Here is a 25,889-nt window from a genome sequence, read left to right as displayed (position 1 = left end):
CTCTTTATCTATGTTATATTTCTATTGAATTGTAAGATTGAAAGAATTTGTTATAGATACATTTCTAGCATAGTCTATTACGGCTACTTTTAATGTATGAGTACCTGAGCCTAATTTATTGATAGTAAATTGACCAGTAGTATTTCTTTCAACAACTTCAGAACCTTTAAGCAATACATATTGGTATACAGAGCTACCAGCATCAGTTGCAGTTGCAGTTAAAACAGTTGATTGTTGGTTGTATGTTAGATTAGTAAAGATTGGTTTTGTTGTATCAAGTTTGATTGGGAATATTTTTTCATTCCACTCTGCATTTGGATAATCTATAACTGTTCTAACTTTCATGTAGTACTGACCATCTGGCTGTACTACGTTGTTTACTTTACCGTTCCATTTCCATGAAGAATCAAAATAATAAGTGTATTTGTTTTCTCCATCACCAAAGCTTTTATAGATGTACTCATCATCAACAAAATCTAGAATTTTGTTGTTGTTTGAATCTAATATATCAATATCTATCTTTCTAGCGTTTCTATAGAAAGAGAATAATGGTATTATAGTATCGTATGAGTTATCACCATTAGGAGAAAATGCTATTTTATTCTTGTCAAATGTCTTATCAGCGTTTTGACCTAGATAATAATACTTATTGCCTTCTATTATACCAGATACACCATAGAAAGATGAACTGTCATATTTTGTACCATCTAAGATAGGAGCATCGTCCCAGCTACCATAGAATCCACAATAAGGGATAGATAAAGATGGTAAATTGCTTTCGCTTGATTTTTCTTTAAATTGAACAAAACCTTCTACAAAACAACCATTTTCAAACATTGCGTTTAGAGTTTTATTATTAGTTTTACCTTTTACATTTGAAAGATTTACTGAAACATTAACATCAGTTGAACCGTTTGCAGGTACTAGTATAGTATTAGCAACAGGGTTTGTAGGATAGTTAAATTCAATAGGTGTTTCGCCGTTAGCGTTAACTACAGATTGTGGTATAGCTAGTATCTTACCGTTTTTAGGTAAGTCAGTAGCTACAGAACCACTTACTGTATAATATAAAGGATTATTTGTAAGGTTTTTAATAGTAACTTTGAAGCTTACGTTATTTCCGATTTCATTAAGAGCAACTTTAGTTTGACCTGTTAAAGAGTCAACTACTATAGCCTTAGCAGAAGTAGCTTTAACTAAATCCATAACTCCTGCACCTTGTCCTCTTGGAGATGTAAATTCAGTTTCATTGCCATCAAGCTTTTGAACTATAGGATTAGCTGTACTCATTATAAGCTTTTTAACCATTTCAACTTTATCAGCACCGCTTAAATTAGGGAATTTTTGCTTGACATACTGTAAAACTAATGCACTACCACCAGCAACGCATGGTGATGACATAGAGGTACCACTCATTAATTGGTATAAACTACTTTGATTAGTTTGGTCTGTAGAAGTGATTCTTCCACCAGGAGCAGTTATTTCAGGCTTAAATACTAGATTTGGAGTAAGACCCCAAGAACTAAAGTTTGATAATTGACCTGATTTAGGGTTAACATATTTCTCGTTTAAACTTACATTTATAGTTACAGCACCATTTACTAGAAGTGCTTCTATAGCTTCTCCATCTTCTTTTGAAATTTTAGCAAAAGGTATAGACCAATCGCCTTGGTCTTTATGGAAAGTTGATAAACCATGATCATAAACGATTATAGCTTTAGCACCTTTTTGATTAGCCCAATCCGTTTTATCTTTAAAAGAATGTTCGCCTCTTTTAACAAGAACTACTTTACCAGTAACATCAATATTATCATAATCAGTAAGTTTACCTAACTTGGTTCCACCTATAGCTACTAGTTGTAAGTTTTGAGAGCTAGATAGAAGTTTTGTCCAATTGTCTTTTCCATATCCGATAACATTATTAGTTAATCCTTCAACAGCAATATTTTGTTTATATAAATAAGATGTATTGTCAGTAGAAGCAACTTGGAATGATTCTAAAGTTACACCAGGAGTACCTACAACACCAGTATCAGGGTTGCTAGTTAGAGGATCACTAAAGCCGCGACCAAATCTGTGAGAATTACCAGCAGAAACAGCAACAACTATACCATTATTAACAGCTCTCTTGATAGCTTTTTGAGCAGGGAAGTCTGGTACAACATGCCCAGCAGGAGAACCTAAACTCATATTTATTACATCAGCGCCCATTAATATTGAGTCGTCAATAGCTTTGATATATACGTCACTGCTAGTAGTTCTCTTAGTACCGTTACTGAAAACTTTCATAGCGAGTAATTGACACTCAGGAGCGACACCTTTGATTCCGCCAGTAGATTCGTTACCATTAGCGCCAACGATTCCAGCAACGTGCATTCCATGTCTTGTAGCATTTTGACCTAAATCTAATATCTCTTGATTTTTATCATAGTAGTTATATCCATAAGGAATCTTGTCAGTTCTCCAAGTTCCTTTTAGATTAAGTCCATCTACAAATGTTTTATTTAATTTTTTCTTAGTAGAATCAGTTAAAACCATATCTTTATGGCTTGGATCTATACCACTGTCAATTATAGATACAACAGTACCTTCACCAGTTAGGCCTAAGTTACCCCAAAGAGTTCTAGCGCCAACAGTAGTTACACTTTCTTGCATTAAAGGCTCAGGTCTATTATATTGTGCAGCAACATAAACATTTTTTACACCCGGTAATTTTTCTAAATTCTTAGCTTCTTTTACAGTAGTAGTACAACTAAAACCATTGAATACATTTTGGAAGCTTCTATGATATTCAATATTATAATTTCTACTTAGAGTTGATTTAATAGCTTTTTGTTCAGTTACAATTTTTTTAGTTAAAGACTTAATAGTTGCTGTATTAAGTTCATTTACTTTTTTGTTTTCACTAGTAGCATGGTTGATTACAGGATTTCCATCTAGCTCAACAATCAGACGTATTTGTTCTTCGTCTTCTAAATTTAGTTGTTGCATTTGAGCTTCAAAATCAAACTCTTCTTTAAACTGTTCAATGCTTTGCTCAAATTGATCAATGTTAATATAGTCGTCATTAACTTCTTGTGTTAAATCTTCAAATATTACTTCTCCATCTGCAAATGCTAATGAGAAACTTGCTAATATCATAGCAAAAACTAATAAAGTGCTAAAAAGTTTTTTCATAAATAATTCATCCTCTCTTGTTTTGTAAAAATTTGAATAACATAGTGCGATTTTCTTTTTTTATGTCATAGCATCACCAACTTATTTAGTTATTTTACTCAATAAATAAATTTTACCAAAATTTCTCAATATTACAACAATGTTCGTTCGACTAAAAAAATCATAAAAACCTACGTCGTAGTTTAAAGTTTTATTTATCTAAAGTAAGATGGTTTCAATATATTACAAAAAAGAAACATTTCGGGAAGACGAATCGTTCTGAAAATATGTCATAATTTAACAAATTTTATGATTATACGACACTTGCGACTTGACGAGATTTGATTAAAATCAACAAATTAACCGATTATTTTTGAAATAAATTATTAAAAATTGTAATCAAGTACTATATTTTAAATAGATATTAAACAAAGCAGCAATGAAAAGGTTATAATTCTAATTTTGAATAAGAATATTTTTGAATAGGGTTGTAATAGAGTATTTGTAACGATTTATAGACTGTTATATAAAAATTAAAGAATTGTAATAAATAATAATCGCTACGAACGATTTAGATGAATATAACAAAAAAGTTCGGGTGCTAAAATTGAATATAAAGTTAAAAAGGATGCCTCGCAAGAAGCATCCTTAGGTTGATGACAAAGTCATCCTTTATATAATATAGTTAGTTTGTGTTTATTCTATAGTAATGCTAATAGCAGATGATTTACCTACATTATTAGCATAGTCTATTACAGCTACAACTAGTGAATGTTCACCAGAGCTAAGACTGCTAATATCAAATTGACCAGTAGTATTTCTTGTAACAACTTTGTTGTTGTCTAATAAAACATATTGATAAATAGAACTTCCATCTTCAGTAGCTGTAGTCGTAATTGTTTTAGCATTTTCATCATGCACTGCTTCAACAACAGGAGCTACAGTATCAATATAAAGAGGGAATGTTTTTATACTTGGAGTTGCATCCGGATAATCAATAACAGAAGAAACTCTTATATAGTATTGTCCATCAGGAAGAACCTCATTGTTTACTTTACCATCCCAAGTCCATGCTGGGTCATAGTGGTAAGTGTATTTATTTTTTCCATCACCAAAGCTCTTGCGTATATACTCATCAGTAATATAATCATATACTTTATTATTATTAGCATCTAATATATCTATATCTATAGATCTAACATTTCTAAGGAATGCGAATAATGGTAATATAGTATCATAAGTTTTATCGCCATTTGGTGAGAAAGCTATCTTACTAGCATCAAATGTTTGGTCAGGATTTTGTCCTAGATAGTAGTATTTAGCTCCATCTAAGATACCAGAGTTATTGTAGAATGATTTTTTATCATATTTAGTTCCATCAAGAACAGGAGCTTGATCCCAGTCACCATAGAATCCACAATATGGTATAGATAAAGCTGGTTTGTCATCATCAGCGAAAAGCTCTCTAAATAATATGAAACCTTCTACAAAACCACCATTTTCAAACATCTCATTCATAGTAGCATTTGATATTAGACCTTTAGCATCTTCTAAGTCTATAGTTACTTGTACATCAACACTACTCTTTGGCATAACCATGATAACATTTTTAAAGAAATCAAAGTTAAATTTAAATTTGTCACCAAGATTTAAGTTCATATTTGCATTAGGATTTTCTATGTTCAATGATTCATTAGTATCAATAATAGGATTAGTGTCAGTATTTTCTATATCGCCAAATGCGTCTAAGCCATAAAGAGTTTTATTTTCATTGTTCAAAGCTCTAAGTTGTTTAAACATATCAAAGAAATTATATTTATATTTGAAGCTTATAGGAGTTTTATTATTATCATTAACAAGAGGTTGTGGTTTTCCTGTAACTAAACCTTTTTCTACTAAATCAGTTGCAACTGTTCCTTTTAGCTTATAGAATAATGGTCTAAAAGAGAAGTTTTTAACTTTAACAGTAAATGTTATAGTATCATCAACTTCATTTAATGCAACTTTAGACATGTTTGTTAGCTTATCAACAACTATAGCTTTAGTAGTAGTTGCTTTTAATAAATCCATAACACCTGCACCTTCGCCTCTAGGTGACGCGTATTCCTTCACATCATCATTAACAGTTTCAAGTATAGGGTTAGCAGTACTCATGAGTAGATTCTTAGCCATTTCAACTTTCTCAGCACCCGCTAAATTAGGGAATTTTTCTTCAACATACTGCAATACTAATGCACTACCACCAGCAACGCATGGTGATGACATAGAAGTACCACTCATTAATTGATAACCATTATTTTGATCAGTAGATAGTATTCTTCCACCAGGAGCAGTTATTTCAGGCTTGAATACTAAGTTAGGAGTAAGTCCCCAAGAACTAAAATCAGATAGGTGTCCAGAAGCAGGAGCTAAATTTTTCTCAGCCATAGAAACATTTATAGAAACAGTTCCATTAGCTAATATAGCTTCTAAAGCTTCGCCACTTTCTTTTGATATCTTTGCAAAAGGAATTGCCCATCCACCTTGGTCCTTATGGAATGTAGATAAACCATGGTCATATACTATAATTGCAGCTGCGCCCTTTTGTGCAGCCCACGTAGTCTTGTCAAAGAATGAATAAGAACCTCTTTTAACAAGTACAACTTTACCAGTAACATCAATACCTTCATAATCTGATAAAGCGCCCAGCTTAGTTCCACCTATTGCTGTTAATTCTATTCCATTTGTAGATTTCAATTTCTTTGCCCAATCATCTACTCCGAAACCTTCAATTTTGTTGTTTATACCAGGTACTTCAAATTCATGTTTGTATAAGTAAAGTGTATTGTCAGTAGAAGCTACTTGCAATGATTCAAAAGTTATACCAGGACTACCAACAACACCGTAGTCAGGATTTTCTGCAAAAGGATCACCAAATTTATTTCCGAATTTATTTGAGTTTCCAGCTGAAATAGCAACAACTAAGCCATTATCAACAGCTCTTTTAATAGCTAATTGTTCAGGTTGGTCACCTTTAACAAAACCAGCAGAAGAACCTAAACTCATATTTATAACGTCTGCACCCATTAATATTGAGTCATCAATAGCTTTAATATAAACATCACTATAAGTATAAGGATTACTACCGTTACCAAATACCTTCATAGCAAGTAATTGACACTCAGGAGCAACACCTTTTATTCCTTCATTTTCTTCGTCGCCGTTTGCACCAGATATACCAGCAACATGCATACCATGTCTACTAGCATAAGGGCCTAAATCTAATATTTCTTGATTTTTATCATAATAGTTATATCCGTACGGAACTTTAGTAGTTCTATATGTTCCTGCCAATTCTAAACCTTCAACAAATTCTTTGCTCAACTTACCTTTTTCAGGATTAGATAAAACCATATCTTTGTGAGCAGGATCAATGCCAGTATCAAGTATAGCAATTACTTTACCTTCGCCAGTGTAACCAAGTTTTTCCCAAACAGTTCTAGCATTTACAGTAGTTACACTTTCTTGCATTAAAGGTTCAGGTCTGTGGTATTTATTAGCAATATAAACTTTTTTAACACCTGATAATGATTCTATTTGTTTAGCTTCTTTAACAGTAGTAGTACAACTAAATCCATTAAATACATTTTGGAAATTTCTATGAATTTTGAAATTTATCTCTTTAGAATCTAGTGAGCTTGTAATAGCTTTTTGTTCAATTTCAATGTTTTTAGTTAGAGAATCTATAGTAGCTGAGTCTAACTCATTTACTTTTAACTTGCTATCAGTAGCATAGTCTATCAATGGTTTTTCGTTAAGTTCAACAATGATTCGTATTTCATCATTTTCATTTAATTCTAATTCATCAAAAGAGAAGCTTTCATTGCTTTGCATGTAATTTGTTTCTGTAGCAAAAGACATTGAGAAACTTGTAATTATAAGAGTCAAAACTAACAATAAAGAAAATAGTTTTTTCACAGAATCATCCCTTCGTTTTATATTTATTTTGAAATAGTAATTTATTACAATAAGTCAAGACATAAGCATCACCAACCTTAAATAAATTTACTTTATATTTAAATTTTACCAAATATTCTGAAAAATACAAATTATTTCGTTCGACTCAAAAAATGCATTTTTGCGCATTAGATTATAAAAGGAGAGTATTTAGGTATGTACAAGTATATAATGTGTACATATTATTATAGAATATAATAATTTAGGTAAGTATATGTTAATCTTGTGGATTAAATTAAAGTAGGATTTAAAGAAAAAGATTTGAAAAGAAAATTGAATATTTTTGTTTAATTATTTATAAAAGTTATATCAAAGATAATGTAAAAAATGATCAATATGTAAAAACTATGTCAATAATTCCTCATATAACAAAACACACCCTTAAAATCAAAATATAGGTGTGCTTTAATTCTAATCAGTTATCTCCATTCTTATTTCATCAAGATAATTATATAGAGTAAATTTTGATATTTTTAGTAATTCGCAAATTCTATCTCCAGACTTTTGTATGAGGAATACGCCTTTGTCATCAAGAAACTTAATTACCTGTAGTTTAGTTACTTTATTCATTTTATTTACTGGTACATTGACAGTGCTAAGGGCTTCAACTATAAGCTCTTCTAATAATTCTTTTATTGATTGTGTATGTATTTCCTCTCCTAGGATTTCAGAAGAAATACCGAAGCAATCGTTTTTTGTTAGATTTAAATAAACTTTTTCAAGATTTATATAATCAGTAATATCATGATTTATACATATAGAACTCATTCGTTTACCATTATCAAAAAAATTAACAGTACTAGAACGTAAGACTTTACCGTCTTTCGTATGAGTTGTATATCTAAAATTAGTACGTTTATTATTATCTTTTCGTATCTCTTCTAAAAAAAGATTAGTTGGACAACCACCAATTGATCTGTTGGTTACGTGGCCATTTTCAATTGCTACTATAGTGCTATCATAGCCTTTTGAGAAATCATGGACTACCACTTCAGTGTTTTTGCCAAATTGCGCTGCTATAGCTTTAGCTATAAGTTTAATATCTTCAATTGAATATTGCATAATAACCTCCTTTATCATATTTATTATATCACAAATGTCATGCTAATTTTAATTTATATTTTCTAAAATTTATTAATAAATCATTTGACACAGTCATAACATCATAATATACTTTAGATATAACGATATGAAAAAAAATTTTATAATAAAATTTTTTTTCATAAAAGGGGGATTATTTTATGTCAAAGGCAGATGTTTTAGTCAACAATGGTAGATTGTCGTGTATTACAAAATTAGGATATGGAATAGGCACACTTTGTGATTCATTAACATGTAATCTATACAATATCTTTTTCTTAGTTTTCGCAGTTGATTTTGTGGGATTAGATCCAGCATTTGCAGGAGTAATATCATCCATCGCGGTATTGTGGGATGCACTAACAGATCCTATAGTAGGTTACATATCAGACAAGTTAAATTCAAGTGGAAAGTTATCAAGGCAAAAGCTCATTATTAGAGCATTAGTTCCATTAACAGTTTCGTTTATTTTCCTTTATAAAATTATTGAAGCAAGTCCTAATATGAAAAATATTTATTATACTGCATTAGCATTATGTTTTTGGACTTGTTACACTGTATTTATGATTCCTTATGCAGCAGTTGGAGCTGAAATGACAAATGATTATGAAGAACGTTCGTCATTAAGGTTTTATGCACACATTTTTACTATGGCAGGATTGTTAATTGCTAGTTCTTTTACTATGAGTATAGTAGAAAAATTTATGGCTAAAGGGTTAACACCGGCAGATGCTTGGTTTACATTAGCATTAGCTTATGGAGCAGTTATATTTACAGCTGGATTAATATGCTGGATATCTATATCTAGAGTAAAGATGAAAAGAAGACAAGAGGAAAGCGTTAACTATCATCAAACAAAAAATATTTTTACTGGTATTTTTTCAACTCTAAAGCTAAGAAGTTTAAGAAAGGTTTGTATAGCAATACTATTATATGCTACTGGTTTTACATTAGCACAAGGAACTATAGTATTTTTAATGCAAAAAGTTTTAGGTTTTGATGGAACACAAGTCGGAAAATACTTCATGCTAACAGCTGTTATCGGTATATTATCAATCCCTGTAATTAATGGGATAGTTAAAATTCTTGGCAAAAGAAAAGCATATACTGTATTAATCATCATCTTTGGTCTTGGGCAGATAATGTTCAAGTATCTAGGTGTATCAAGTTTTGGATGGATATTAGCATTTGGTATAATACAAGGATGTAGTCATAATGTATTTTTCCCTATGAGTTATGCATTAGTATATGACTGCTGTGATATAGATGCATTTGTAAATCGTAAGAGAAGAGAAGGCATTATATTATCAGTAACTGGATTAATGCAAAAAATAGGTTATGCGATAGGTACTTCATTTGCTGGATTATTTTTAAAATATTTTGGTTATAATTCTGAATTACAGACCCAAACCCAGGCTACATTAGATGGTATGCAAACTACAGTGTTTGTAATAGCTCCATTATTTTTCATTGTTAGTGCTATAATGATGAGTAGATTTAAAATTAATAAGGAAAATTATAATATATTACAAAATGCTCTTGAACAGATTGAGAAGGGGAACGAACCATCTGCTAAAGGTCTTGAAGAATTAATATAGGAGGAAATCATGAGAACTTTATTCATAAACGGTGATTTTATCACAATGACAGATAAAAAAATTGAATGGCTATTAATTAAAGATAGTATTATTTTTAATTTTGGTACAAAAGGACAAGAACTACCAGACCATGATAAGCTGGTAGATTTAGAAGGGAAAACAATGATGCCTGGATTCATAAATTCACATATTCACTCATTGCCAACAGGAATGAGTACAGAGAGTATCTTTGTATTTGAATGTGAAACAAAGGATGAATTGTTTTACAGTATAAAAGAACAATTAAAGGATAAATCTGAAGGATTGGTAATGGTTGAAGGGTTTAATTCTAGTTTAATGACATTCGATCCAATAGAGGATTTAGAAAGATTTGATGAAATATCTGAGGGTCGACCAATGTTTATAAAATACAATACTGGTCATGGCGGTATAGTAAATACAGCTGCAATGAAAATATTAAAAAAAGAAGATCCCTTTACTATGGATGAAGTAGAAATGGGAGCAGCTCAGAATATATTTAGTGATGAAAAGATAAAAAGCTTTATGGCTAAGCTTAGTGATGGATGTATTGCTAATGGAGTTACATTAGTTCATTCACTCATCTACAATGACATAGATAATCGTGATATAGATTGGTGGTTACAAGAAGAATTTGGTGAAAGAAAACTAGACGTTCAAGTAGTTAATTATGTCCAGACTACAGATGTTGATTACGTTCATAAGTTAGGATTGCCAAGAATAGGTGGATGTGTATGTTTAGATGGTACACCAGTTGAAATGACAGCTGCACTAGAAGAAGACTATATAAACAAGCCTGGCTATAGAGGAGATTTATATATGTCTGATGAGGAATTATACAAAATGGTTTCAGATGCACATTCTAAAAACATGCAATGTGCATTTCATGCAGTAGGAGATCGTGCAGTACACCAACTAATTGATTGTTACCAACGTGTTGTAGATGAACAAGGGAAAAAAGATTTGAGACATCGCATAGAACACGTAGATTTAATAAGTGATGAAAAATTAAAGCAAGCAAAGCAGCTAGATTTGACATTTTCAGTCCAACCAGGACTATTGTACTTATTTGGAGCTAATTTTGGTGGTATATTAGGAGAAGAAAGAAATAGAAAAATGAGTTCGCTTAAACTTTATCGTGAAGCTGGGATTATGCTTTTAGGTGGCACTGATTCACCAGTTACACCCAATATTCCATTAATACCAATCCACGGTGTAGTAAATTCTGAAAATGAGTTAAGAAAATTGACCGTAGAAGACGCACTTAAAATGTTTACTATTAATGGAGCATATAGCGTACATTTAGAAGATAAAAAGGGTAGTATTGAGATAGGCAAAGATGCAGACTTAATAGTTTTAGACAAGAATCCAGTTAAAAATCAAACTGAAATTAAAGATATAAAAGTAGTAAGTACCTATGTTTTAGGAGAAGAAGTATACACAGAAGGAAGGTAACATCACATGATACAAAAAAAATGTAATAATAACCCAGAAGTAGTATTAAATAGACTTGGACTCAAATTGCCTGAAACATTAGGGCCAATAGGTTCATATATACCTTATAAAAAAAATGGAACACAAATTTATATGTCTGGATTAGGGCCAATGTGGGATAAAGTTCCTCAGTTTTATGGGAAAATTGGCAGAGAGTTGTCTAAAGAAGATGGATATAAAGCATCAAGACTAACAGCTTTAAATGTTATTGCTCAGATTAAAAATGCAGTAGGTGATTTAAGTAAAGTAAAAAACTTCATAAATGTAATAGGATATGTAAACTGTACTGATGATTTTATAGATCAACCGTATGTAATAAATGGTTTTTCTGATCTAATAATAGAAGTGTTCGGGGAATGTGGTAAACATGCAAGATGTGCAGTACCAACAGGAACATTACCAATGGATACTCCAGTTGAGATACAAGTAATAATTGAAGTAGAAGAATAGGTGTGATAATGATGAGTAATTTTGATAGAGCAAAAGAGTTACACAGAAAATTTAATGTAGCTGATTGTCACTTGGACTTGGCAAAAGAAATCTACCAAAGGTACAACAATGGCGAAAAAGAAGTTATTAAAAATTATTATTTAGACCAATGGAAAAATGCAGGAGTTAAGATTGTAGTTTCATCTATTTTTGTTGATGATAGCTATTTACCTGAGTTAGGGTTAAGAGTGGCATTAGATCAACTTAGTATGTTACGTGATGATATAAGAGTAACAAAAGAAGATGTGACTTTAGTAACTAAACTTGAAGAGTTTAATGAAGTGATGAAATCAGATAAAATAGGTATAATGCTTTCGCTAGAGGGGTTAGCACCTATTGGAAACGATATTCATTTACTAAAAACATTCTATAATCTAGGGGTCAGAGGAGCAGGGTTGACTTGGTCAAGAAGCAACTACGTAGCTCAGGGAGTTACTTTTGGCTTAGATAGTGATAATGATGGTGGATTAACTAAATTTGGATTTGAAGTTATAAAGACTATGAACGAACTGAATATGTTTATTGATTTTTCTCACTTAAACGATAAAGGAATAGATGATGTGTTAAAGCATTCATATAAACCTGTTATAGCATCACATTCGAATTGCAGACAAATAAATAATATATCTAGAAATCTATGTGATGAACATATATGTAAAATAGCACAGTCAGGTGGGTTTGTTGGGATTAACAATATCATTCCTATTATAGGTAAAGCCCCAAAAGGATATATTAACGCAATGTGTGATAATATAGATCATATACATAGCTTAGTAGGTACAGATCATATAGGCTTTGGGTTTGATATATGCAAAGGGATTGATTTAACATCAATGAGATATGGGAATATTGAAGATGAGATTGTAGATGCTTTAAAAGATTATACTGATAGTATATTAATAACAGAAGAACTTCTAAATCGTGGCTATAGCGAATCTCAGATAGAGAAAATTATAGGGTTAAATATTATTAAGTTTATGGAAAAGATTTTAAGTAGCTGATAGTTGTAAGGATAAACTATCAAATGAATATTATTATTTAAGATAAAAAAGGCTATTATAGCCTTTTTTTATTATGAAAGTTATAGGTATCTTATTTCAAATTGATAATTTTCTTTTATTGATTTTTTATTAATTTGTAAAATTAATTCATGGAAATTAATTACTTGAGTAAAGACTTTGTTTTTGGGAGGAGAGGTTATTTCTATATTTATAATATATTCAGAGTTTTTATATTCTAGTATATTATGTACAAGCATTTTATATCCAGGCGTAGGGAACGATCTAGCAATAGTTAGTAAAAGAAAGTCGTCTTTTTCAGTCAAAGTAAGCTCTTTAGTACTTCTACTGTTTTTTATATAATCAACTATTTTATAATCTATATTCTTCATACTACCCTCCTAATAGAGATATCTTGTTTAATATTTATGTATAGTAGTATAAAAAAAGAAGCAAATTCTCTATAGTAAGAGCAATTTGCTTTTAATCATACAAATGAATGAAATAAAAAAATATCAATAAAATTTCTTAGTGTTTTGGAAATCTTGAACAATCATTAGAGTTTCTCCAAAGCGTTGAAAATGAACAACTTCTCTCTCTCGAAGAAACTTTAAAGCATCGGTTACGCCTGGGTCATCACTTATTTTAATCAAGCTTTCATAAGTTGCACGAGCTTTTTGTTCGGCAGCCATATCCTCATATAAATTAGCAATAGGGTCTTCCTTAGATTGTATAAAAGCTGCAGTCCAAGGTACACCACCAGCTGTCTCAGGAAAAGGACTTCTTCCATGAGAAGCAAAGTGAGATTCAAAAGGAGTGCCTTTTATTTTGCTAATAGGTGCATTTTTAACAAGCTGATAGACAAGAGTGCCTATTATTTCCCAATGAGCTAGTTCCTAGGTACCAACACGTTATCAGTGATGTTATATAAGTTTAACAACTTTAGACTTTTATAATTTTTAAAATAATAGCTATAAATCAAACAAAATAATTTGATTTATAGCTATATTTTTTACTTATTTTCTATTTGATTAGATTTAAGTGATATAATTCATCAGTTATATCATTATCATTTTTATCATAAAATTTAATATCGCAAATACTCTGAGTTAATGAAAAATTGTCTAATAAATCATACTTATATAAAAAATATTCTGATTTAACATATTCTTTAATATCCTTATTATCAGTATGTATGATAAAATATTTTATTTTATCACATATATTTTTACCAACAATAGTAAGAATAGTGCTGTTATTATATTTATATAAGTCATAGTTATAAAATTCTGTTGTACAACCGATTTTAATGCGAGAATATCTATTAAAAAATGTTTTTTCGTATATTGCAAATCCAATACTATCGTGAGTAGAAAATACTACATAAATATGATTTTTGTCGTGTTTATAATCTTGAATTTCAACACCTGAATCAGTTTCATTAACAATATTATTAGCAATCATATCAGGTGCAATAGTATATTCATTGTAGTAATAGTACGTAATAGATATAAATATTAATATTAGTAAAATCAATGTTAAAATTATTGTTTTTTTCATAAAATTATCCCCTCGTATATGCAATATTATATAAATGGTATAATTAATTTCTATTTTTTAATTGTCAAAAAAACTTTATCACTCCATTGGTCATCAATAGTTCCTGCAGTTATATAACCGGTTTGATATCCTAAGGAGAAACTTCCTTTAAATTTTTCATAAGTATGACAATAACTTAAAATTAATTTAGTTGTACCACCTTCTAAAAGATTTTTAGGTTTTTTTAAAAAAAATCTAGCGGCAGCTTTTTTTACATACAAATCATATTGGTTATGGATTTGCATCCTTTCTGGGAATGCCCATCCTAAAGATTTATTTGGTACAATACACTCATTTCTATGTGGAAAATCACCTGGATTAAATTCGTTTTCGTCATTTAATATTCTAGTGAATTTTTGGGAATCAAAATCATAATTACCACCCCAAGTAAAGGCCATACAGTCATCGCCAGTAGCTGGCTCTTTTTTAGCACTTGTTAACCAGCTAGGAGCTTCCCATTCAGCAGATCCATCTACTTGATATCCAAAATTGCCGTCTTTAAAATTTCCTTCAAATACATGAATATATAAGGTTAATTTATAGAATTTTTTCCATTTGGGCGTAATTGAAGATTTCGCAACAATACTTGCCAATGAAGGGTTTTTTTCTAAAAATTTTATTGTATCAATTATCTTCATATCTTCTTTACTTCTAGTTAATCTTCTTTCATTTCCATGTATATCTTTTTCTATATACATAACTTTACGTTTTGTTTTTAATAGTTTACCATCATTATTAGTATTATGTGATTTTGGAGAAATAGTCATAAAAGAAAAAGCTATGTTTTGATTGACATAATCATTTTCGTCAATTTCATAGTAGATTTCGTCTGTTTCATTATTTATTGTTTCTGCAAAGCCGAAAGTATTAGATATTGATAATAATAGAATTAATAAAAAAAATACTAAATTTTTCTTTTTCATAATTCACTCTCCTTAAAATTATTTAGTAATGTGTACACAAAGATAATATACAATATTAAAGAGGAGAAAATTGCAAAACTATGAAACAAATTAAAATATTACAATAATATAACATTTTAACATGTAAATAGCTTTTGTGACAGACTATTGCAAAATGGATATTAAATATATTTAATATCTATGTATAATAATGCAAATAATTAAGTGATTTTAATTACTTTGGAAGCTTAGGATACAAAACAAGTTTGAAATCATCAGGGTTACCATGCCATCTACCACCAGTTGTTTTAGTATAAATGACTTTATCAATAACTTCTTTTAGAAGCTCATTTTTAGTAGCAGGATTATCAAGGTTACTATAAATTTCTAATATCTTCTCAATCTTAGGTATAATAGTATGTTTGTTTTTTTCAGTTATATTGTTTTGCTGTAGCTTATCCACAAGTTCATACTTATTAGCAGATATTGTGGATATTTTTTCATTCAACAGTTTAGAACGCTCCAAAAATTTATCAGTAGAATATACACCTTGTTCCAATAGATCATGTAGATTATTTATTTGAATATTAAGAGTTTCTAGTTCCTTATCTAGATTATCAATAGATTTTTTAATTAGCTGATTTTCTAGACTAATATCTTCGCCTTCAAATTCCTTTTGCTTTATCTCAAGTTTATAATCATAGAGCCATACTTTAAGTGTTTCAAGTAGCTTTTTCTCAACTAATTCAAGTTTAGAACTAATGTTATTGCATGAAGTAACAGGACACATGAGAGAATCAGGATATTTATCACCATAAGGCCTTCTGTTCATTCTTCGTCCACATTTACCACAGATAATTAAACTAGCAAGTGGATTTTTTACAATATGCCTAGTTGGGACACTAGTAGCAAGGTTCTCAGCTAAATAAGACTGTGCGAGTTCAAACGTTTTGTTGTCAATAATAGCAGGATGTAATCCGTCAACAAGAATCCAATCGCTATTTTTAGCACGTGGTCGTTCCTTAATCATCACACCGTTTTTGATTTTTTTTACTGTTTTCCTCCAGTTCCATCTAATTTTACCTATGTATATAGGATTACTAAGAATACCACGAATAGTAGAAGTAACCCAGTCACCACCTTTAGCAGTAGGTATCTTCATATCATTAAGTTTTCGCACAATCAAAGATACCCCAAGTCTGTTATATGTACCATCAGCTTGTTGTTCTCCTTTAGTGTATAATTGATAGATTAATCTGACTATATCAGATTGTTCATGATGTGGTTTTAGAGTAAAACCCTTTTGACCTTCAAGTTTTACACGAACATAACCAAATGGAGGAATGTTACCGACATACTTACCTTCCTTAACAGAAGATATACGACCTTGTTGTAAACGTCTATTTATAGTTTTATATTCTCTACGAGACATAAATAATCCAAATTCAAAGTATTCCTCATCAAACTCATTATTAGGATCATAAATTTTCATAGGCGTTATAATTGTCGTATGAGAGTATTTAAAAGCTTGTGCAACAATACCTTGGTCAATAGTATCACCACGTGCCAAACGCTCGACCTCGACAACTAGAACCCCTTTCCACATACCCTGCTCAACATCATTTAAAAGTTGTTGCATAACAGGACGAGAAGAGATAGTTTCACCAGATACAACTTCTTTATATATTTTAGTTATACTTAGCTTCATTTTTTTAGCTACACTAAGTAATATACTTTCATGTCTAGCAAGAGTTTCACCCTCACCATGAGATTCAGCTTCAATATCAGCACGAGATTTACGTAAATATAAGCAATACATAGTATCATTCCTTTATTAATTGTTATTTATATTATATAGAAACTGCATAAAAAAATCCATCATTGAAATTAAATCAAGAAAGGTGTATAATAAAAATAACGAACAAACGTTCGTTAAGTTGTAATCATTTTATATTCAATACATGTTTTATAACATCTGTGTCATTGATATTATGCATAATGAAATAATTGTTGCGACCTAGAAGCCAGTCAATGCTAATGTGCAGAGTATCAGCAATATGTATCAGAGTGTCAACGTGTGGTATCCTATTTCCTTCTTCCCAGTTTTGATATGTTCTATATTTCACGTCAAGAATTTCTGCAAATTTTTCTTGCGACATATTAAAACTATTTCGTATTTCAAATAGACGTTTTCCGACTATATTAGGCATGACATTTCACTCCTTGCACTTCATTATACCACAGCAAACACGCAACAATGAGTGGTATAATTTTCATCCAAAGGCTGTTTTATTCTAAAAAAATATCAAAATAACTCCGTCATAGTTGCGTGACAAAGTTCGCATAAATGGCTATTTGACAAGGCTTAAGCGTGATTATATACTGTAATTGAACATATGTACATAACATGAACTGGGGGGATTCATATTGCATTTAGGAGTTGATTACATAGAGTATGTTGTAATAGGGGAGAGGGTTTATTATAATTTGGATTATAATGCAAAAAATAAAGGAAATAGAGGATTAATATAGAAAATAATATATTATGCATAAATAAATTCAAGGGGGGGACTGCTTTGAAAGAACTAGAGAGTAAAATAGAATTTATTAATATTGTAGAATATTTAAGAGAATGTATAGAAAACAAATCTGTGAGGATATTTTTTAATGTTGGAGGAGCAAAATTCATTTTTTTGGAGCAAAATTTAATAAAGGAAATGTCTAAAGAACTAGAAATAGATAAGAATACTTTAGAACTTGTAGTAAATATTAAAATACCAACGTACATTAATGCACTATTATCTAATGAACCTAAAGATGATATAATAGAACAATATGTAGATAAAAATGATGAAGATGGTAATATACAAGAAAAAAAAGTACAACTAAAACAAAAGTTAGAAGCTATAGAGGATTACTTGATAACAGATGATATGAGAAATAGTTATTTAATAAAGAGCACTTCAAAAATCAGTACTTTCAGTGGTATAGATTGGGAAATGAACAAAAAAGTATTTGATGATGAAGAAGGTCATTTACCTGAGATTAAGTATGTGACTGCAAAGATAAAATCAAGTGCATCTTTTAGTACAGATTCATATTCTCCGCTTCATATGTTAAAAGAATTAATAACCGACAAAGTAGATGAATTGATTTTAACATTTGATAAAGGAGATATTGATTATTTTTTACAAACCTTTTCAGATATAAAAAAAGCATTTGATAAGGAGAATTAATTATGAGAGATGTATTGAAAATATCGGATTATCCTAAGAAATTTGATAAAAGTAATATGAGTGAGTATAATGTAAATGATAGTCAAAAAATGATAAAGATACTTAAGAGAATAGAAGGACTGATATCAGATAAAATTGATATAAAACAAAAATATGAAGTTTTAGAAAAGAAAGATCTAATAAATTTGTCTAATAAATATGATAGATTAAAGAATCGCATTGAACAACTTGCTGAAAATTTTGAAGATATTCATGATCGTATTTTTTATTTATCATTAGCCAAAAAAATATTAAAAGAAATTTCAAATCATTATGAGGAATATAACGATACAGAACAGAAATATAACATAAGATTATGTATTATATTGCATGATGCAATAAATAAAATAAAAATCGAAAATATAGAGCAAAATCAATTAGACATAATATCGGAAATTGTATCTAAAGTAACTACCACTAATATAACACAAAAAGAATTTCGGCAATTTGATAATGAATTATTAGAAGCTGGTATAGATTGGATTTTTGGAGGTTGTTAATGGAAGAAAGTATATTTTTAGATACGACTATTCAAATAGATAGAAATTTTAGCTATAAAAGAAAAAGAGATAAACTTAATTTAGATTTAAAAGGTAAAAAACTTATTTGTAGTACTTATGTATTAGGTGAATTTATGAATAATATAGTTAAAAATACTATTTCATTTTATAACTTGTTAATTGATAGCGAAACTACTAGTGAGGCATTAGATAGAATAACTGCAAATGTTTTTTCAAAAGGTCAACATGCAAGAATAGAAAAAATAATAGGTTTTATAACTGAAAATGGAAATATAGATAAAAAAGATGTGTTAAAACGCCTTGATTTGTTAATTGAAGATATTTTTATTTCTAGGTTTAATAGAAATATTGAAAAAAATATGTGTAACGAAACGAATTGTACTAGAGCTTTTGTACAACCAGAAAAAGTGGAAGGAATTTGGCACATAGAATCAGTTTGTAAACAAAGACCTAAGCCATCCTGCAGTTTAGAAAAATTCTTAGAGAATAACAAAGATACTTTTGTACAATTAGCATGTTTACAAGATAAATGTCTTGAAAAAAATGTAACTATGCTCAACTTTATAAATAACGGAGAAAAAATCCCTTATGGTCGAAATTGTTGGAAGCTAGGTGATTTTATTATAGCACAAGAATGTCCTGACGATTGTAAAATATATACTACAAATCTAAAAGATTATACACCAATTTGTAAAGTATTAAAAAAGCAAATTTATGAAGAATAAATTTGTTTTTTTAGTGTACCTTTAATATGTAATTTTTATCTGTATTTTTAATAGTAAAAGGAATTTTACCTTTACATAAAAACTTGATCCAAATTAAAATGTCTGAAACATCCTTTTTGCTAGTTTTTCTAAAAAATAAATTCATCTTTAATCACCTTCTTATTTTATATTATAACCAATAATATAAAAATAGAACCATAAAAAAGAAATTATTCATTAGCTTTTTTCATTTCCCCCTCACAAACTCCACAAACCTCAAAACCTCCCGAACTTCATCATCCCCCAGGTCAGAAATATCAATTGTCTTTGTAGATGTAGGGGGAGGGTTGTCTTTCTTTTTAAAACTAAAATAAGTTGTAATAGTACCCGTAAGCATACCAATAAAACCAATGCCAGTGAGCATAAGTATAGATGCTACAATCCTACCAAGTGAAGTGCTTGGAGAAATATCACCATATCCAACAGTGGTAGTTGTTACAAAACTCCACCAGATAGCATCACCCAAGCTATCAACAGTTATACCTTTTTCTATGATATATATTGAGATAGCTCCTATAACTACAATAGAGCAAGTTATGTATATATTATAAATAAATCCGTTCGTATGGAGGAACTTATTAATCTTTTTAGTGAACTTCTTAGAAAAAGCAATCAGCCTAATTAAACGCATAGTTTTAAACAACTTAGTAAGCCTAGTCATTTTAGTTAATCTTAACAACTTAGAAACCCTAAGAACTCTAAACATAGAATTAAAAGGTATGATTGCTATTAGATCCAGTATATTTTGTTTAAAAAAGGCTTTCTTATTTTTAGATATAAAAAGCCTAGTAAAGTAATCTACAGCAAATATTATTAAGATAGATTTATCAATAAGCATTAGTGCATAGTCATTATTTGATATACGACCACATATATCCATAAAGGCAATAGTAACAGCTATCAATGCTAATAAAGCTATAGCTATATCATATATTATGTATAGTGTTTTATATTTTTCTTTTGACAAGGAAATCAAATTAAGGCCTCCTCAATAAGCTATATTCAACATTTATAGAATATTTAACCATTGTAGAATAAAAAATAATAAACCACATAGGTTAATTATCTTCTTTTTTCATTTCTTTTAAAACTTTCAATATTTTTTCTACGTCCTCAGGTGGAATCTTATTATCTTTAAAATTCTTAGCAAGTGCTATATATTCAACACCTATTTCTTTAAGTTCGTCAGGTATTATTGCTGGTTTTGTATTAGCTCCAAGGAGATAATCAACTGTAATGTTAAAATAATCAGCAAAGTCTTTCAACATAGTTGGATTAGGAAAACTTACTCCATTTTCATAACTAGATATTGCCTGTTTTGATAAATTAAATATCTTACCAAACTCAGTTTGAGTCAACTTTCTTTTAGTTCTTTCTTCTCTTAATCTATCTTTAAATTCCATAACATTACCTCCTACATAATATTATAGTCTATATTTAATGGACTTCAAGAAAAGTACATTAAATATAGTCAAAGAATAAAAAAACACTTAACAGTACATGAATCATGTACTGTAATTGAATTATAAAGTCCATAGTTTATGTACTTGAAAGAGGTGAACAATGAATTATAATAAAAAAATAAAACTTCTTTGCCAAAGAGAAGGGATAACATTGAAAGAACTAGGTGAAAAAATAGGTAAAAATAAGCAATATATGTCGGCTTTAGCAGGTGGCAAAATAAGACTCAGGTATGACACAGCTGTAAAGATAGCAAATGTTTTTAATAGGACTACAGACGATATTTTTTTAAATTAAAAGTACATTTATTATGGACTAATTTCATTATAATTAATTATCCCACACACCAACCCAACAATAAACCAGCAATATATACCAACTACGTTATCAAATGGGATTTGTGAGTGTGATTTGAGAGGAGGGAAGAAGATGGACAATAAAAATTATGATTGCAAATGTCCGATATGTGGACATGAGTTTGTGGCTCAAAAATCAATAGGTCATGTAATGGGAATAAAAGATGCTGGACATGGAAGATGTCCGAATTGTAATACGTTCTGTAATCTAACACTAGATGAAAAAAACGACAAGATGATAGTAACTGAGTGGGATGAATATGTTCTTCAAAAAAGTAGAAACAAAGCGAACCAAAAAAGCAAGTAATATTTGCTGTAAACAAGCACAAAACAACTCTTTAAACATAGTGTAATTACAAGGGGGTGAAAGCATGAAAAAACAACCACATATACCAGAAGGGAACATTGTTGAAGAATTCATGCTTGGGAACACAAAAATAGAAATACGTGATAGTTCCTATATAAATAGGACACCAGAAGAGATACAGGCAACCCTTGATAGGATAGCTGATATTGCTAGGAATAATTTGAGAGTACAAATAGATGAATAAATGGAGGGATAAACATTGGATCTAATTAATAAAAGAAAACTCAACTATCTAAGTAATTATTATGCATCTGATGTAGACGAGCTTAAAACTTTCTTTGCAGAGCTAAATAACTATCCATTTCATTTACAGATAGATTTAGAATTTGACCGTGTGAGGTTTTCTAGAAAACATAAGAAAAAGTATTATAAACCTAGTCCATTTCTTAATTAGGAGGTGAGTGTAAATGAATGAAGATAACACTTGTCAAAATTGCAAGTATTACAGTAACTTTGATGGAGTATGTTCTAAAACAAAAGAAGAAGTACATTTTTTAGATAAATGTGATGATTTTATTGAATTTGAATGGGGTGAGTAAGAGTGCATCAAAAATTAGACCAAGCTGTCAAAAACTCGGACATGCAGGTTAGTAGAATAGCAGAACAGTGCTTCATGGATGAAAGAACTCTATATAAACTTAGGAAAGGGCAGCAACCAATTTCACCTGACAAGGTTGTTGACTTAGCAAATGTATTGAATGATATTAATTTGATTAGATATCAATGCTCAAATTGTGAAGTTGGGTCAAAGTTTCACTTAGTGTGCTTAGATGGGAACATCAGAAGTCAAGGGCATGAGATACTTATGAAAAGCAATGTAGAGATTAATGAGTTTCTAGACGTATACAGTCAATTACTAGAATTATTATTTGATAAAGACACATACACAGATGATGAAATTAAGTTGATAGATAAAGCAATACATGAAGCTATAGACGTAAGGCATTGTATAGAAACGCTTGAACTTTGGTATGCAAAGAGGTTTGGGATAAATAAGTTAATACAGAAGATAGCAGAGCATAATGAGAAATGTGTTGTAAATGGTTATGCTAAGGGGTGAAATATAAATGCTAAAGTTGTTTAAGGTAGTAAGTAAAATTAATAATCAAATATTGGCATCAGCAGAACTAGGAGAAATTTTATATCAAAAAGGAACATCAATATATAATGCTTATAATCAAAGAATCTGTGATACTAGCAGTATGACCGCTGATAAATGTTTACAAGAAATATCAAAGAATAAGGAGGTAGAGTGTGAAAACTAAAGCAATTATTTTCTTTTACGTAGGCAAAGCAAAAGATTTGAACATAAAAGAACACTCAAGTTGCTACAACAACTATAAGAGTGTTCATGAAAAATTCAGTAACTAAAGTATATCAGATAGTAACAAAGTTAACAAGGGATAATTTAGTAAATTATATAAGGGGGATAGACTGTTGGCAGAGGTAAAATGGATAAAGATAACTACAGGAATGTTCAATGACGAAAAGATAAAAATTATTAGAAAGATGCCAGAAGGTACACAGATATTATTGGTATGGATTTACTTACTTACATTAGCAGGCAAGACAAATGCAGGAGGGTACATATATCTTACTGAGGACATACCCTATTCTGCTGAAATGCTTTCTAATCTAACTGATATCCCACTGAACATAATAAATATATCTATCAAGGTATTTGAAAATTTTAAAATGCTTAGGATAGATGAGCAAGGTATGTACATTGAAAACTGGAACAAACATCAAAACGTTGATGGACTAGATAAGATTAGAGAGCAAACTAAAAAGCGTGTAGCAAGACATAGAGAAAAGAAAAAGCTGTTAACAGAAGGGATTACAGAAGATTGTAACGAGAACAATGTTACATGTAACGTTACAATAACGCAGAGTAACGCAACAGATATAGATATAGAAGAAGATATAGATAAAGAAAAAGATATTAATACAACTAAAGTTGTACGTTGCACTAAAGAGCAACGAGAAAAAATTATAGAAGCATGGAACAATTTAAATCTCCAAAAGCTAGTATCGCTAAATCCAAATACTAAAAGATACAAACAACTTAACGCAAGATTAAAAGAGCATGGTATACAGGCAATACTACTAGCAATCAACAGGATTAACAAATCTGACTTTTTGAAAGGTCAAAATCAAACTAGTTGGACTATCACATTTGACTGGCTTGTTAAGCCAAACAATTTTGTCAAGGTTCTTGAAGGGAACTATGACAATAAGACATCACAACAACAAAACAAGCAAAATGCTCAAGAACAGAGTAAAAACAACTTCCATAATTTTAAGCATACGACTACTAAGTATGACGATGAACAGTTACAGGATAAGCTTAATAAGAATTTGGAAAAGAAGTTAAAACGGATAAATGGGGGGTAAAAAAAATGAATATTGAAGCAATCGTACATGCATTCAGGGGAGTTATAAAGTACTTAGATGGAGATTATGAAGAGTTTAAAAAGCTTACTAACAAAGCAATGATAATTAATGATAATCTGAATTATAATAGACGTTCATTATGTACAATAGGTGAGATAATACCAACTGACGTAAAGCAAAGACTATATATTATTGCTGGAGGTGTAAACTAATGAATTTTAACATAGGACAAGTTATTAAAATTAGTTTCTTAAACAGAAAGAAAAAAGAGACTAAAGCTATAAAAGGCAAAATATCAGATATATACGATAAGTTCATCATTGTTCAGTTCAAGCAATACAAAGAATGTTTTCTAAAGAAAGATATAGAACATGGACTAATCAAGGTGAAGATAGCATGAGTTTTGCAGATGAATTGAATAAAAGAATAAATGAACTATCAAAGGGTTATCATGCAGATAAAAGGGAGATTGTATTAATGGGGATTGATTTATTGAAGGAGGATAACTATGAGTGGATTTAAGGAATATGAGTGTGTAAACTGTGGTCATAAAGCTTGGTCACTTAGAGAAGTGGGCAAATGTGAAAAGTGTCAATCAGTGGTTATATGTAAAGAGCAGGAGAAAACAGATAGTAAAGGGAGTTTGAACGGACGTGAACTTGTTGTGTAACAGATTAGCTCAACATCAAAGATTAATAGTTATATATGAAGTAGTTATAGCCTTGTTAGCTTTAATTGCTGTAATAACAACAGCGTTTGATACTATGGAAACGTTAAATGATTTAATATTAATACTATTTGCAATAGATTATATAGCAAGGCTGACTGCATCAGAAAGCAAATATAAGTTTGTTAAGAGCAATATATTAGACTTAATAGCCATTATTCCATTTAACTCAATATTTAGAGCGTTTAGAGCTTTAAAGTTATTAAAGGTTGTGAAGATAGCAAAGATATCTAAAGTAACTAAATTAGTGAGAGTGCTAAACTTTACTAAAAAATTTCATAAAAGAACAAAGAAGTTCTTAAATACAAACGGTTTTAAGTATATTATATATATCACATTATCAATAGTAATAATTGGCTCAATAATTATATACGTAGTTGAAAAAGGAGCAATCATTAAAACATATGGTGATGCTCTATGGTTAAGTTTTACCAGTGTGACATTGTTTGGATATGAAGGAATAGAACAGATGTCTATAGCAGGTAAAATGATATGTGGATTTTTAGCATTAATAGGAGTACTGTTCACAGGATCATTCACAGCAACATTTATAAAATATTTAGATAATAAGAAAAACAGCAGAGAGGACGAAAGAGAAACAGTAAGGGATATTGATATTTCTGATTTTTCACAGGAAGAAATAAAAGCAATAATGACATATATAGAATTTATAAGACAAAAAGCTAGGGGGTAG

General features: G+C 30.0%; 30 protein-coding genes and 1 pseudogene. 20 read left to right on the top strand and 11 right to left on the bottom strand.

What is annotated here, in order from left to right:
- Nucleotides 1–21 precede the first annotated feature (21 nt).
- From P3X86_RS07900 to P3X86_RS07890, 3 genes are all read right to left on the bottom strand, one after another.
- Nucleotides 22–3,177 (bottom strand): S8 family serine peptidase, encoded by a 3,156-nt coding sequence (locus tag P3X86_RS07900; RefSeq protein ID WP_483292124.1) that lies wholly within the window; start codon nucleotides 3,175–3,177, stop codon nucleotides 22–24.
- A gap of 675 nt (nucleotides 3,178–3,852) precedes the next feature.
- A complete protein-coding gene (locus P3X86_RS07895; protein WP_483292123.1) occupies nucleotides 3,853–7,113 on the bottom strand; it encodes a S8 family serine peptidase in 3,261 nt (1,086 codons plus the stop codon).
- Nucleotides 7,114–7,563: 450 nt separating this feature from the next.
- Nucleotides 7,564–8,214: a helix-turn-helix transcriptional regulator gene (locus P3X86_RS07890; protein WP_483292122.1), complete on the bottom strand. Its 651-nt coding sequence runs from the start codon at nucleotides 8,212–8,214 to the stop codon at nucleotides 7,564–7,566.
- Nucleotides 8,215–8,393: 179 nt separating this feature from the next.
- Here P3X86_RS07890 and P3X86_RS07885 point away from each other — a divergent pair, with 179 nt between their 5' ends.
- The 4 genes from P3X86_RS07885 to P3X86_RS07870 are packed head-to-tail and all read left to right on the top strand — an operon-like array spanning nucleotide 8,394 to nucleotide 12,832.
- On the top strand, nucleotides 8,394–9,830 hold the full coding sequence (locus P3X86_RS07885) for an MFS transporter (RefSeq protein ID WP_483292121.1): 1,437 nt from the start codon (nucleotides 8,394–8,396) through the stop codon (nucleotides 9,828–9,830).
- 9 nt (nucleotides 9,831–9,839) lie between these two features.
- A complete protein-coding gene (locus P3X86_RS07880; protein WP_483292120.1) occupies nucleotides 9,840–11,303 on the top strand; it encodes an amidohydrolase in 1,464 nt (487 codons plus the stop codon).
- Between the two features lie 6 nt (nucleotides 11,304–11,309).
- A complete protein-coding gene (locus tag P3X86_RS07875) occupies nucleotides 11,310–11,792 on the top strand; it encodes a RidA family protein (RefSeq protein WP_483292119.1) in 483 nt (160 codons plus the stop codon).
- A gap of 11 nt (nucleotides 11,793–11,803) precedes the next feature.
- Entirely contained in the window at nucleotides 11,804–12,832 is a 1,029-nt protein-coding gene (locus P3X86_RS07870; protein ID WP_483292118.1) for a dipeptidase, read from the top strand.
- An 80-nt stretch (nucleotides 12,833–12,912) separates the two neighbouring features.
- Here P3X86_RS07870 and P3X86_RS07865 read toward each other — a convergent pair whose 3' ends face one another.
- The 6 genes and pseudogenes from P3X86_RS07865 to P3X86_RS07840 all read right to left on the bottom strand — a co-directional run bounded on the left by P3X86_RS07865 (nucleotide 12,913) and on the right by P3X86_RS07840 (nucleotide 17,540).
- Nucleotides 12,913–13,221 (bottom strand): hypothetical protein, encoded by a 309-nt coding sequence (locus P3X86_RS07865; protein WP_483292117.1) that lies wholly within the window; start codon nucleotides 13,219–13,221, stop codon nucleotides 12,913–12,915.
- Nucleotides 13,222–13,344: 123 nt separating this feature from the next.
- A pseudogene (locus P3X86_RS07860) lies at nucleotides 13,345–13,713 on the bottom strand (manganese catalase family protein); the annotation flags it as partial.
- A 139-nt stretch (nucleotides 13,714–13,852) separates the two neighbouring features.
- The gene (locus P3X86_RS07855) at nucleotides 13,853–14,389 is read right to left on the bottom strand and encodes a hypothetical protein (RefSeq protein WP_483292116.1); all 537 of its coding nucleotides are present in this window, start codon (nucleotides 14,387–14,389) and stop codon (nucleotides 13,853–13,855) included.
- Between the two features lie 50 nt (nucleotides 14,390–14,439).
- A complete protein-coding gene (locus tag P3X86_RS07850) occupies nucleotides 14,440–15,351 on the bottom strand; it encodes a hypothetical protein (protein WP_483292115.1) in 912 nt (303 codons plus the stop codon).
- 214 nt (nucleotides 15,352–15,565) lie between these two features.
- Nucleotides 15,566–17,149 carry a recombinase family protein gene (locus tag P3X86_RS07845; RefSeq protein WP_483292114.1) on the bottom strand — a complete coding sequence of 528 codons (1,584 nt, stop codon included), beginning with the start codon at nucleotides 17,147–17,149 and terminating at the stop codon, nucleotides 15,566–15,568.
- Between the two features lie 124 nt (nucleotides 17,150–17,273).
- A complete protein-coding gene (locus P3X86_RS07840; RefSeq protein ID WP_483292113.1) occupies nucleotides 17,274–17,540 on the bottom strand; it encodes a helix-turn-helix domain-containing protein in 267 nt (88 codons plus the stop codon).
- 366 nt (nucleotides 17,541–17,906) lie between these two features.
- Here P3X86_RS07840 and P3X86_RS07835 point away from each other — a divergent pair, with 366 nt between their 5' ends.
- Genes P3X86_RS07835 through P3X86_RS07825 form a run of 3 tightly spaced genes read left to right on the top strand, consistent with a single transcriptional unit; the run spans nucleotide 17,907 to nucleotide 19,851 of the window.
- Entirely contained in the window at nucleotides 17,907–18,566 is a 660-nt protein-coding gene (locus P3X86_RS07835) for a hypothetical protein (RefSeq protein ID WP_483292112.1), read from the top strand.
- A 2-nt stretch (nucleotides 18,567–18,568) separates the two neighbouring features.
- Nucleotides 18,569–19,105, top strand: a complete 537-nt coding sequence (locus P3X86_RS07830; RefSeq protein ID WP_483292111.1) for a hypothetical protein — start codon at nucleotides 18,569–18,571, stop codon at nucleotides 19,103–19,105.
- Nucleotides 19,105–19,851 carry a hypothetical protein gene (locus P3X86_RS07825; protein WP_483292110.1) on the top strand — a complete coding sequence of 249 codons (747 nt, stop codon included), beginning with the start codon at nucleotides 19,105–19,107 and terminating at the stop codon, nucleotides 19,849–19,851. Before P3X86_RS07830 ends, P3X86_RS07825 begins: the two co-directional genes overlap by 1 nt.
- Nucleotides 19,852–20,077: 226 nt before the next feature.
- Here the strand turns inward: P3X86_RS07825 and P3X86_RS07820 are convergent, their stop codons facing one another.
- Complete coding sequence (locus P3X86_RS07820; protein WP_483292109.1) at nucleotides 20,078–20,866, bottom strand: potassium channel family protein; 789 nt, start codon at nucleotides 20,864–20,866, stop codon at nucleotides 20,078–20,080.
- An 82-nt stretch (nucleotides 20,867–20,948) separates the two neighbouring features.
- Complete coding sequence (locus tag P3X86_RS07815; protein ID WP_483292108.1) at nucleotides 20,949–21,293, bottom strand: helix-turn-helix domain-containing protein; 345 nt, start codon at nucleotides 21,291–21,293, stop codon at nucleotides 20,949–20,951.
- A gap of 160 nt (nucleotides 21,294–21,453) precedes the next feature.
- On the opposite strand from P3X86_RS07815, the gene P3X86_RS07810 reads away from it, so the two are divergent.
- From P3X86_RS07810 to P3X86_RS07750, 13 genes are all read left to right on the top strand, one after another.
- A complete protein-coding gene (locus tag P3X86_RS07810; protein WP_483292107.1) occupies nucleotides 21,454–21,648 on the top strand; it encodes a helix-turn-helix transcriptional regulator in 195 nt (64 codons plus the stop codon).
- Nucleotides 21,649–21,780: 132 nt separating this feature from the next.
- Entirely contained in the window at nucleotides 21,781–22,014 is a 234-nt protein-coding gene (locus tag P3X86_RS07805) for a hypothetical protein (protein ID WP_483292106.1), read from the top strand.
- A 64-nt stretch (nucleotides 22,015–22,078) separates the two neighbouring features.
- Nucleotides 22,079–22,258 carry a hypothetical protein gene (locus P3X86_RS07800; protein WP_483292105.1) on the top strand — a complete coding sequence of 60 codons (180 nt, stop codon included), beginning with the start codon at nucleotides 22,079–22,081 and terminating at the stop codon, nucleotides 22,256–22,258.
- Nucleotides 22,259–22,273: 15 nt separating this feature from the next.
- A complete protein-coding gene (locus P3X86_RS07795) occupies nucleotides 22,274–22,468 on the top strand; it encodes a hypothetical protein (protein ID WP_483292104.1) in 195 nt (64 codons plus the stop codon).
- A gap of 13 nt (nucleotides 22,469–22,481) precedes the next feature.
- Complete coding sequence (locus P3X86_RS07790) at nucleotides 22,482–22,613, top strand: hypothetical protein (protein WP_483292103.1); 132 nt, start codon at nucleotides 22,482–22,484, stop codon at nucleotides 22,611–22,613.
- Between the two features lie 2 nt (nucleotides 22,614–22,615).
- Nucleotides 22,616–23,134 carry a hypothetical protein gene (locus P3X86_RS07785; protein WP_483292102.1) on the top strand — a complete coding sequence of 173 codons (519 nt, stop codon included), beginning with the start codon at nucleotides 22,616–22,618 and terminating at the stop codon, nucleotides 23,132–23,134.
- Nucleotides 23,135–23,141: 7 nt separating this feature from the next.
- Nucleotides 23,142–23,339 (top strand): hypothetical protein, encoded by a 198-nt coding sequence (locus P3X86_RS07780; protein WP_483292101.1) that lies wholly within the window; start codon nucleotides 23,142–23,144, stop codon nucleotides 23,337–23,339.
- A 172-nt stretch (nucleotides 23,340–23,511) separates the two neighbouring features.
- Nucleotides 23,512–24,468 carry a phage replisome organizer N-terminal domain-containing protein gene (locus P3X86_RS07775; RefSeq protein WP_483292100.1) on the top strand — a complete coding sequence of 319 codons (957 nt, stop codon included), beginning with the start codon at nucleotides 23,512–23,514 and terminating at the stop codon, nucleotides 24,466–24,468.
- A gap of 5 nt (nucleotides 24,469–24,473) precedes the next feature.
- Nucleotides 24,474–24,680, top strand: coding sequence for a hypothetical protein (locus tag P3X86_RS07770; RefSeq protein WP_483292099.1), 207 nt, complete (start codon nucleotides 24,474–24,476; stop codon nucleotides 24,678–24,680).
- Complete coding sequence (locus P3X86_RS07765) at nucleotides 24,680–24,868, top strand: hypothetical protein (protein WP_483292098.1); 189 nt, start codon at nucleotides 24,680–24,682, stop codon at nucleotides 24,866–24,868. The genes P3X86_RS07770 and P3X86_RS07765 overlap by 1 nt, the downstream gene beginning before the upstream one ends.
- Nucleotides 24,865–24,990, top strand: a complete 126-nt coding sequence (locus P3X86_RS07760) for a hypothetical protein (protein ID WP_483292097.1) — start codon at nucleotides 24,865–24,867, stop codon at nucleotides 24,988–24,990. Before P3X86_RS07765 ends, P3X86_RS07760 begins: the two co-directional genes overlap by 4 nt.
- Nucleotides 24,977–25,138, top strand: a complete 162-nt coding sequence (locus tag P3X86_RS07755) for a hypothetical protein (RefSeq protein ID WP_483292096.1) — start codon at nucleotides 24,977–24,979, stop codon at nucleotides 25,136–25,138. The genes P3X86_RS07760 and P3X86_RS07755 overlap by 14 nt, the downstream gene beginning before the upstream one ends.
- Nucleotides 25,122–25,889, top strand: a complete 768-nt coding sequence (locus tag P3X86_RS07750) for an ion transporter (protein ID WP_483292095.1) — start codon at nucleotides 25,122–25,124, stop codon at nucleotides 25,887–25,889. Before P3X86_RS07755 ends, P3X86_RS07750 begins: the two co-directional genes overlap by 17 nt.

Source organism: Abyssisolibacter sp. ZYX002, from assembly GCF_056892235.1.
This window is presented reverse-complemented; position numbering and strand designations above follow the sequence as displayed.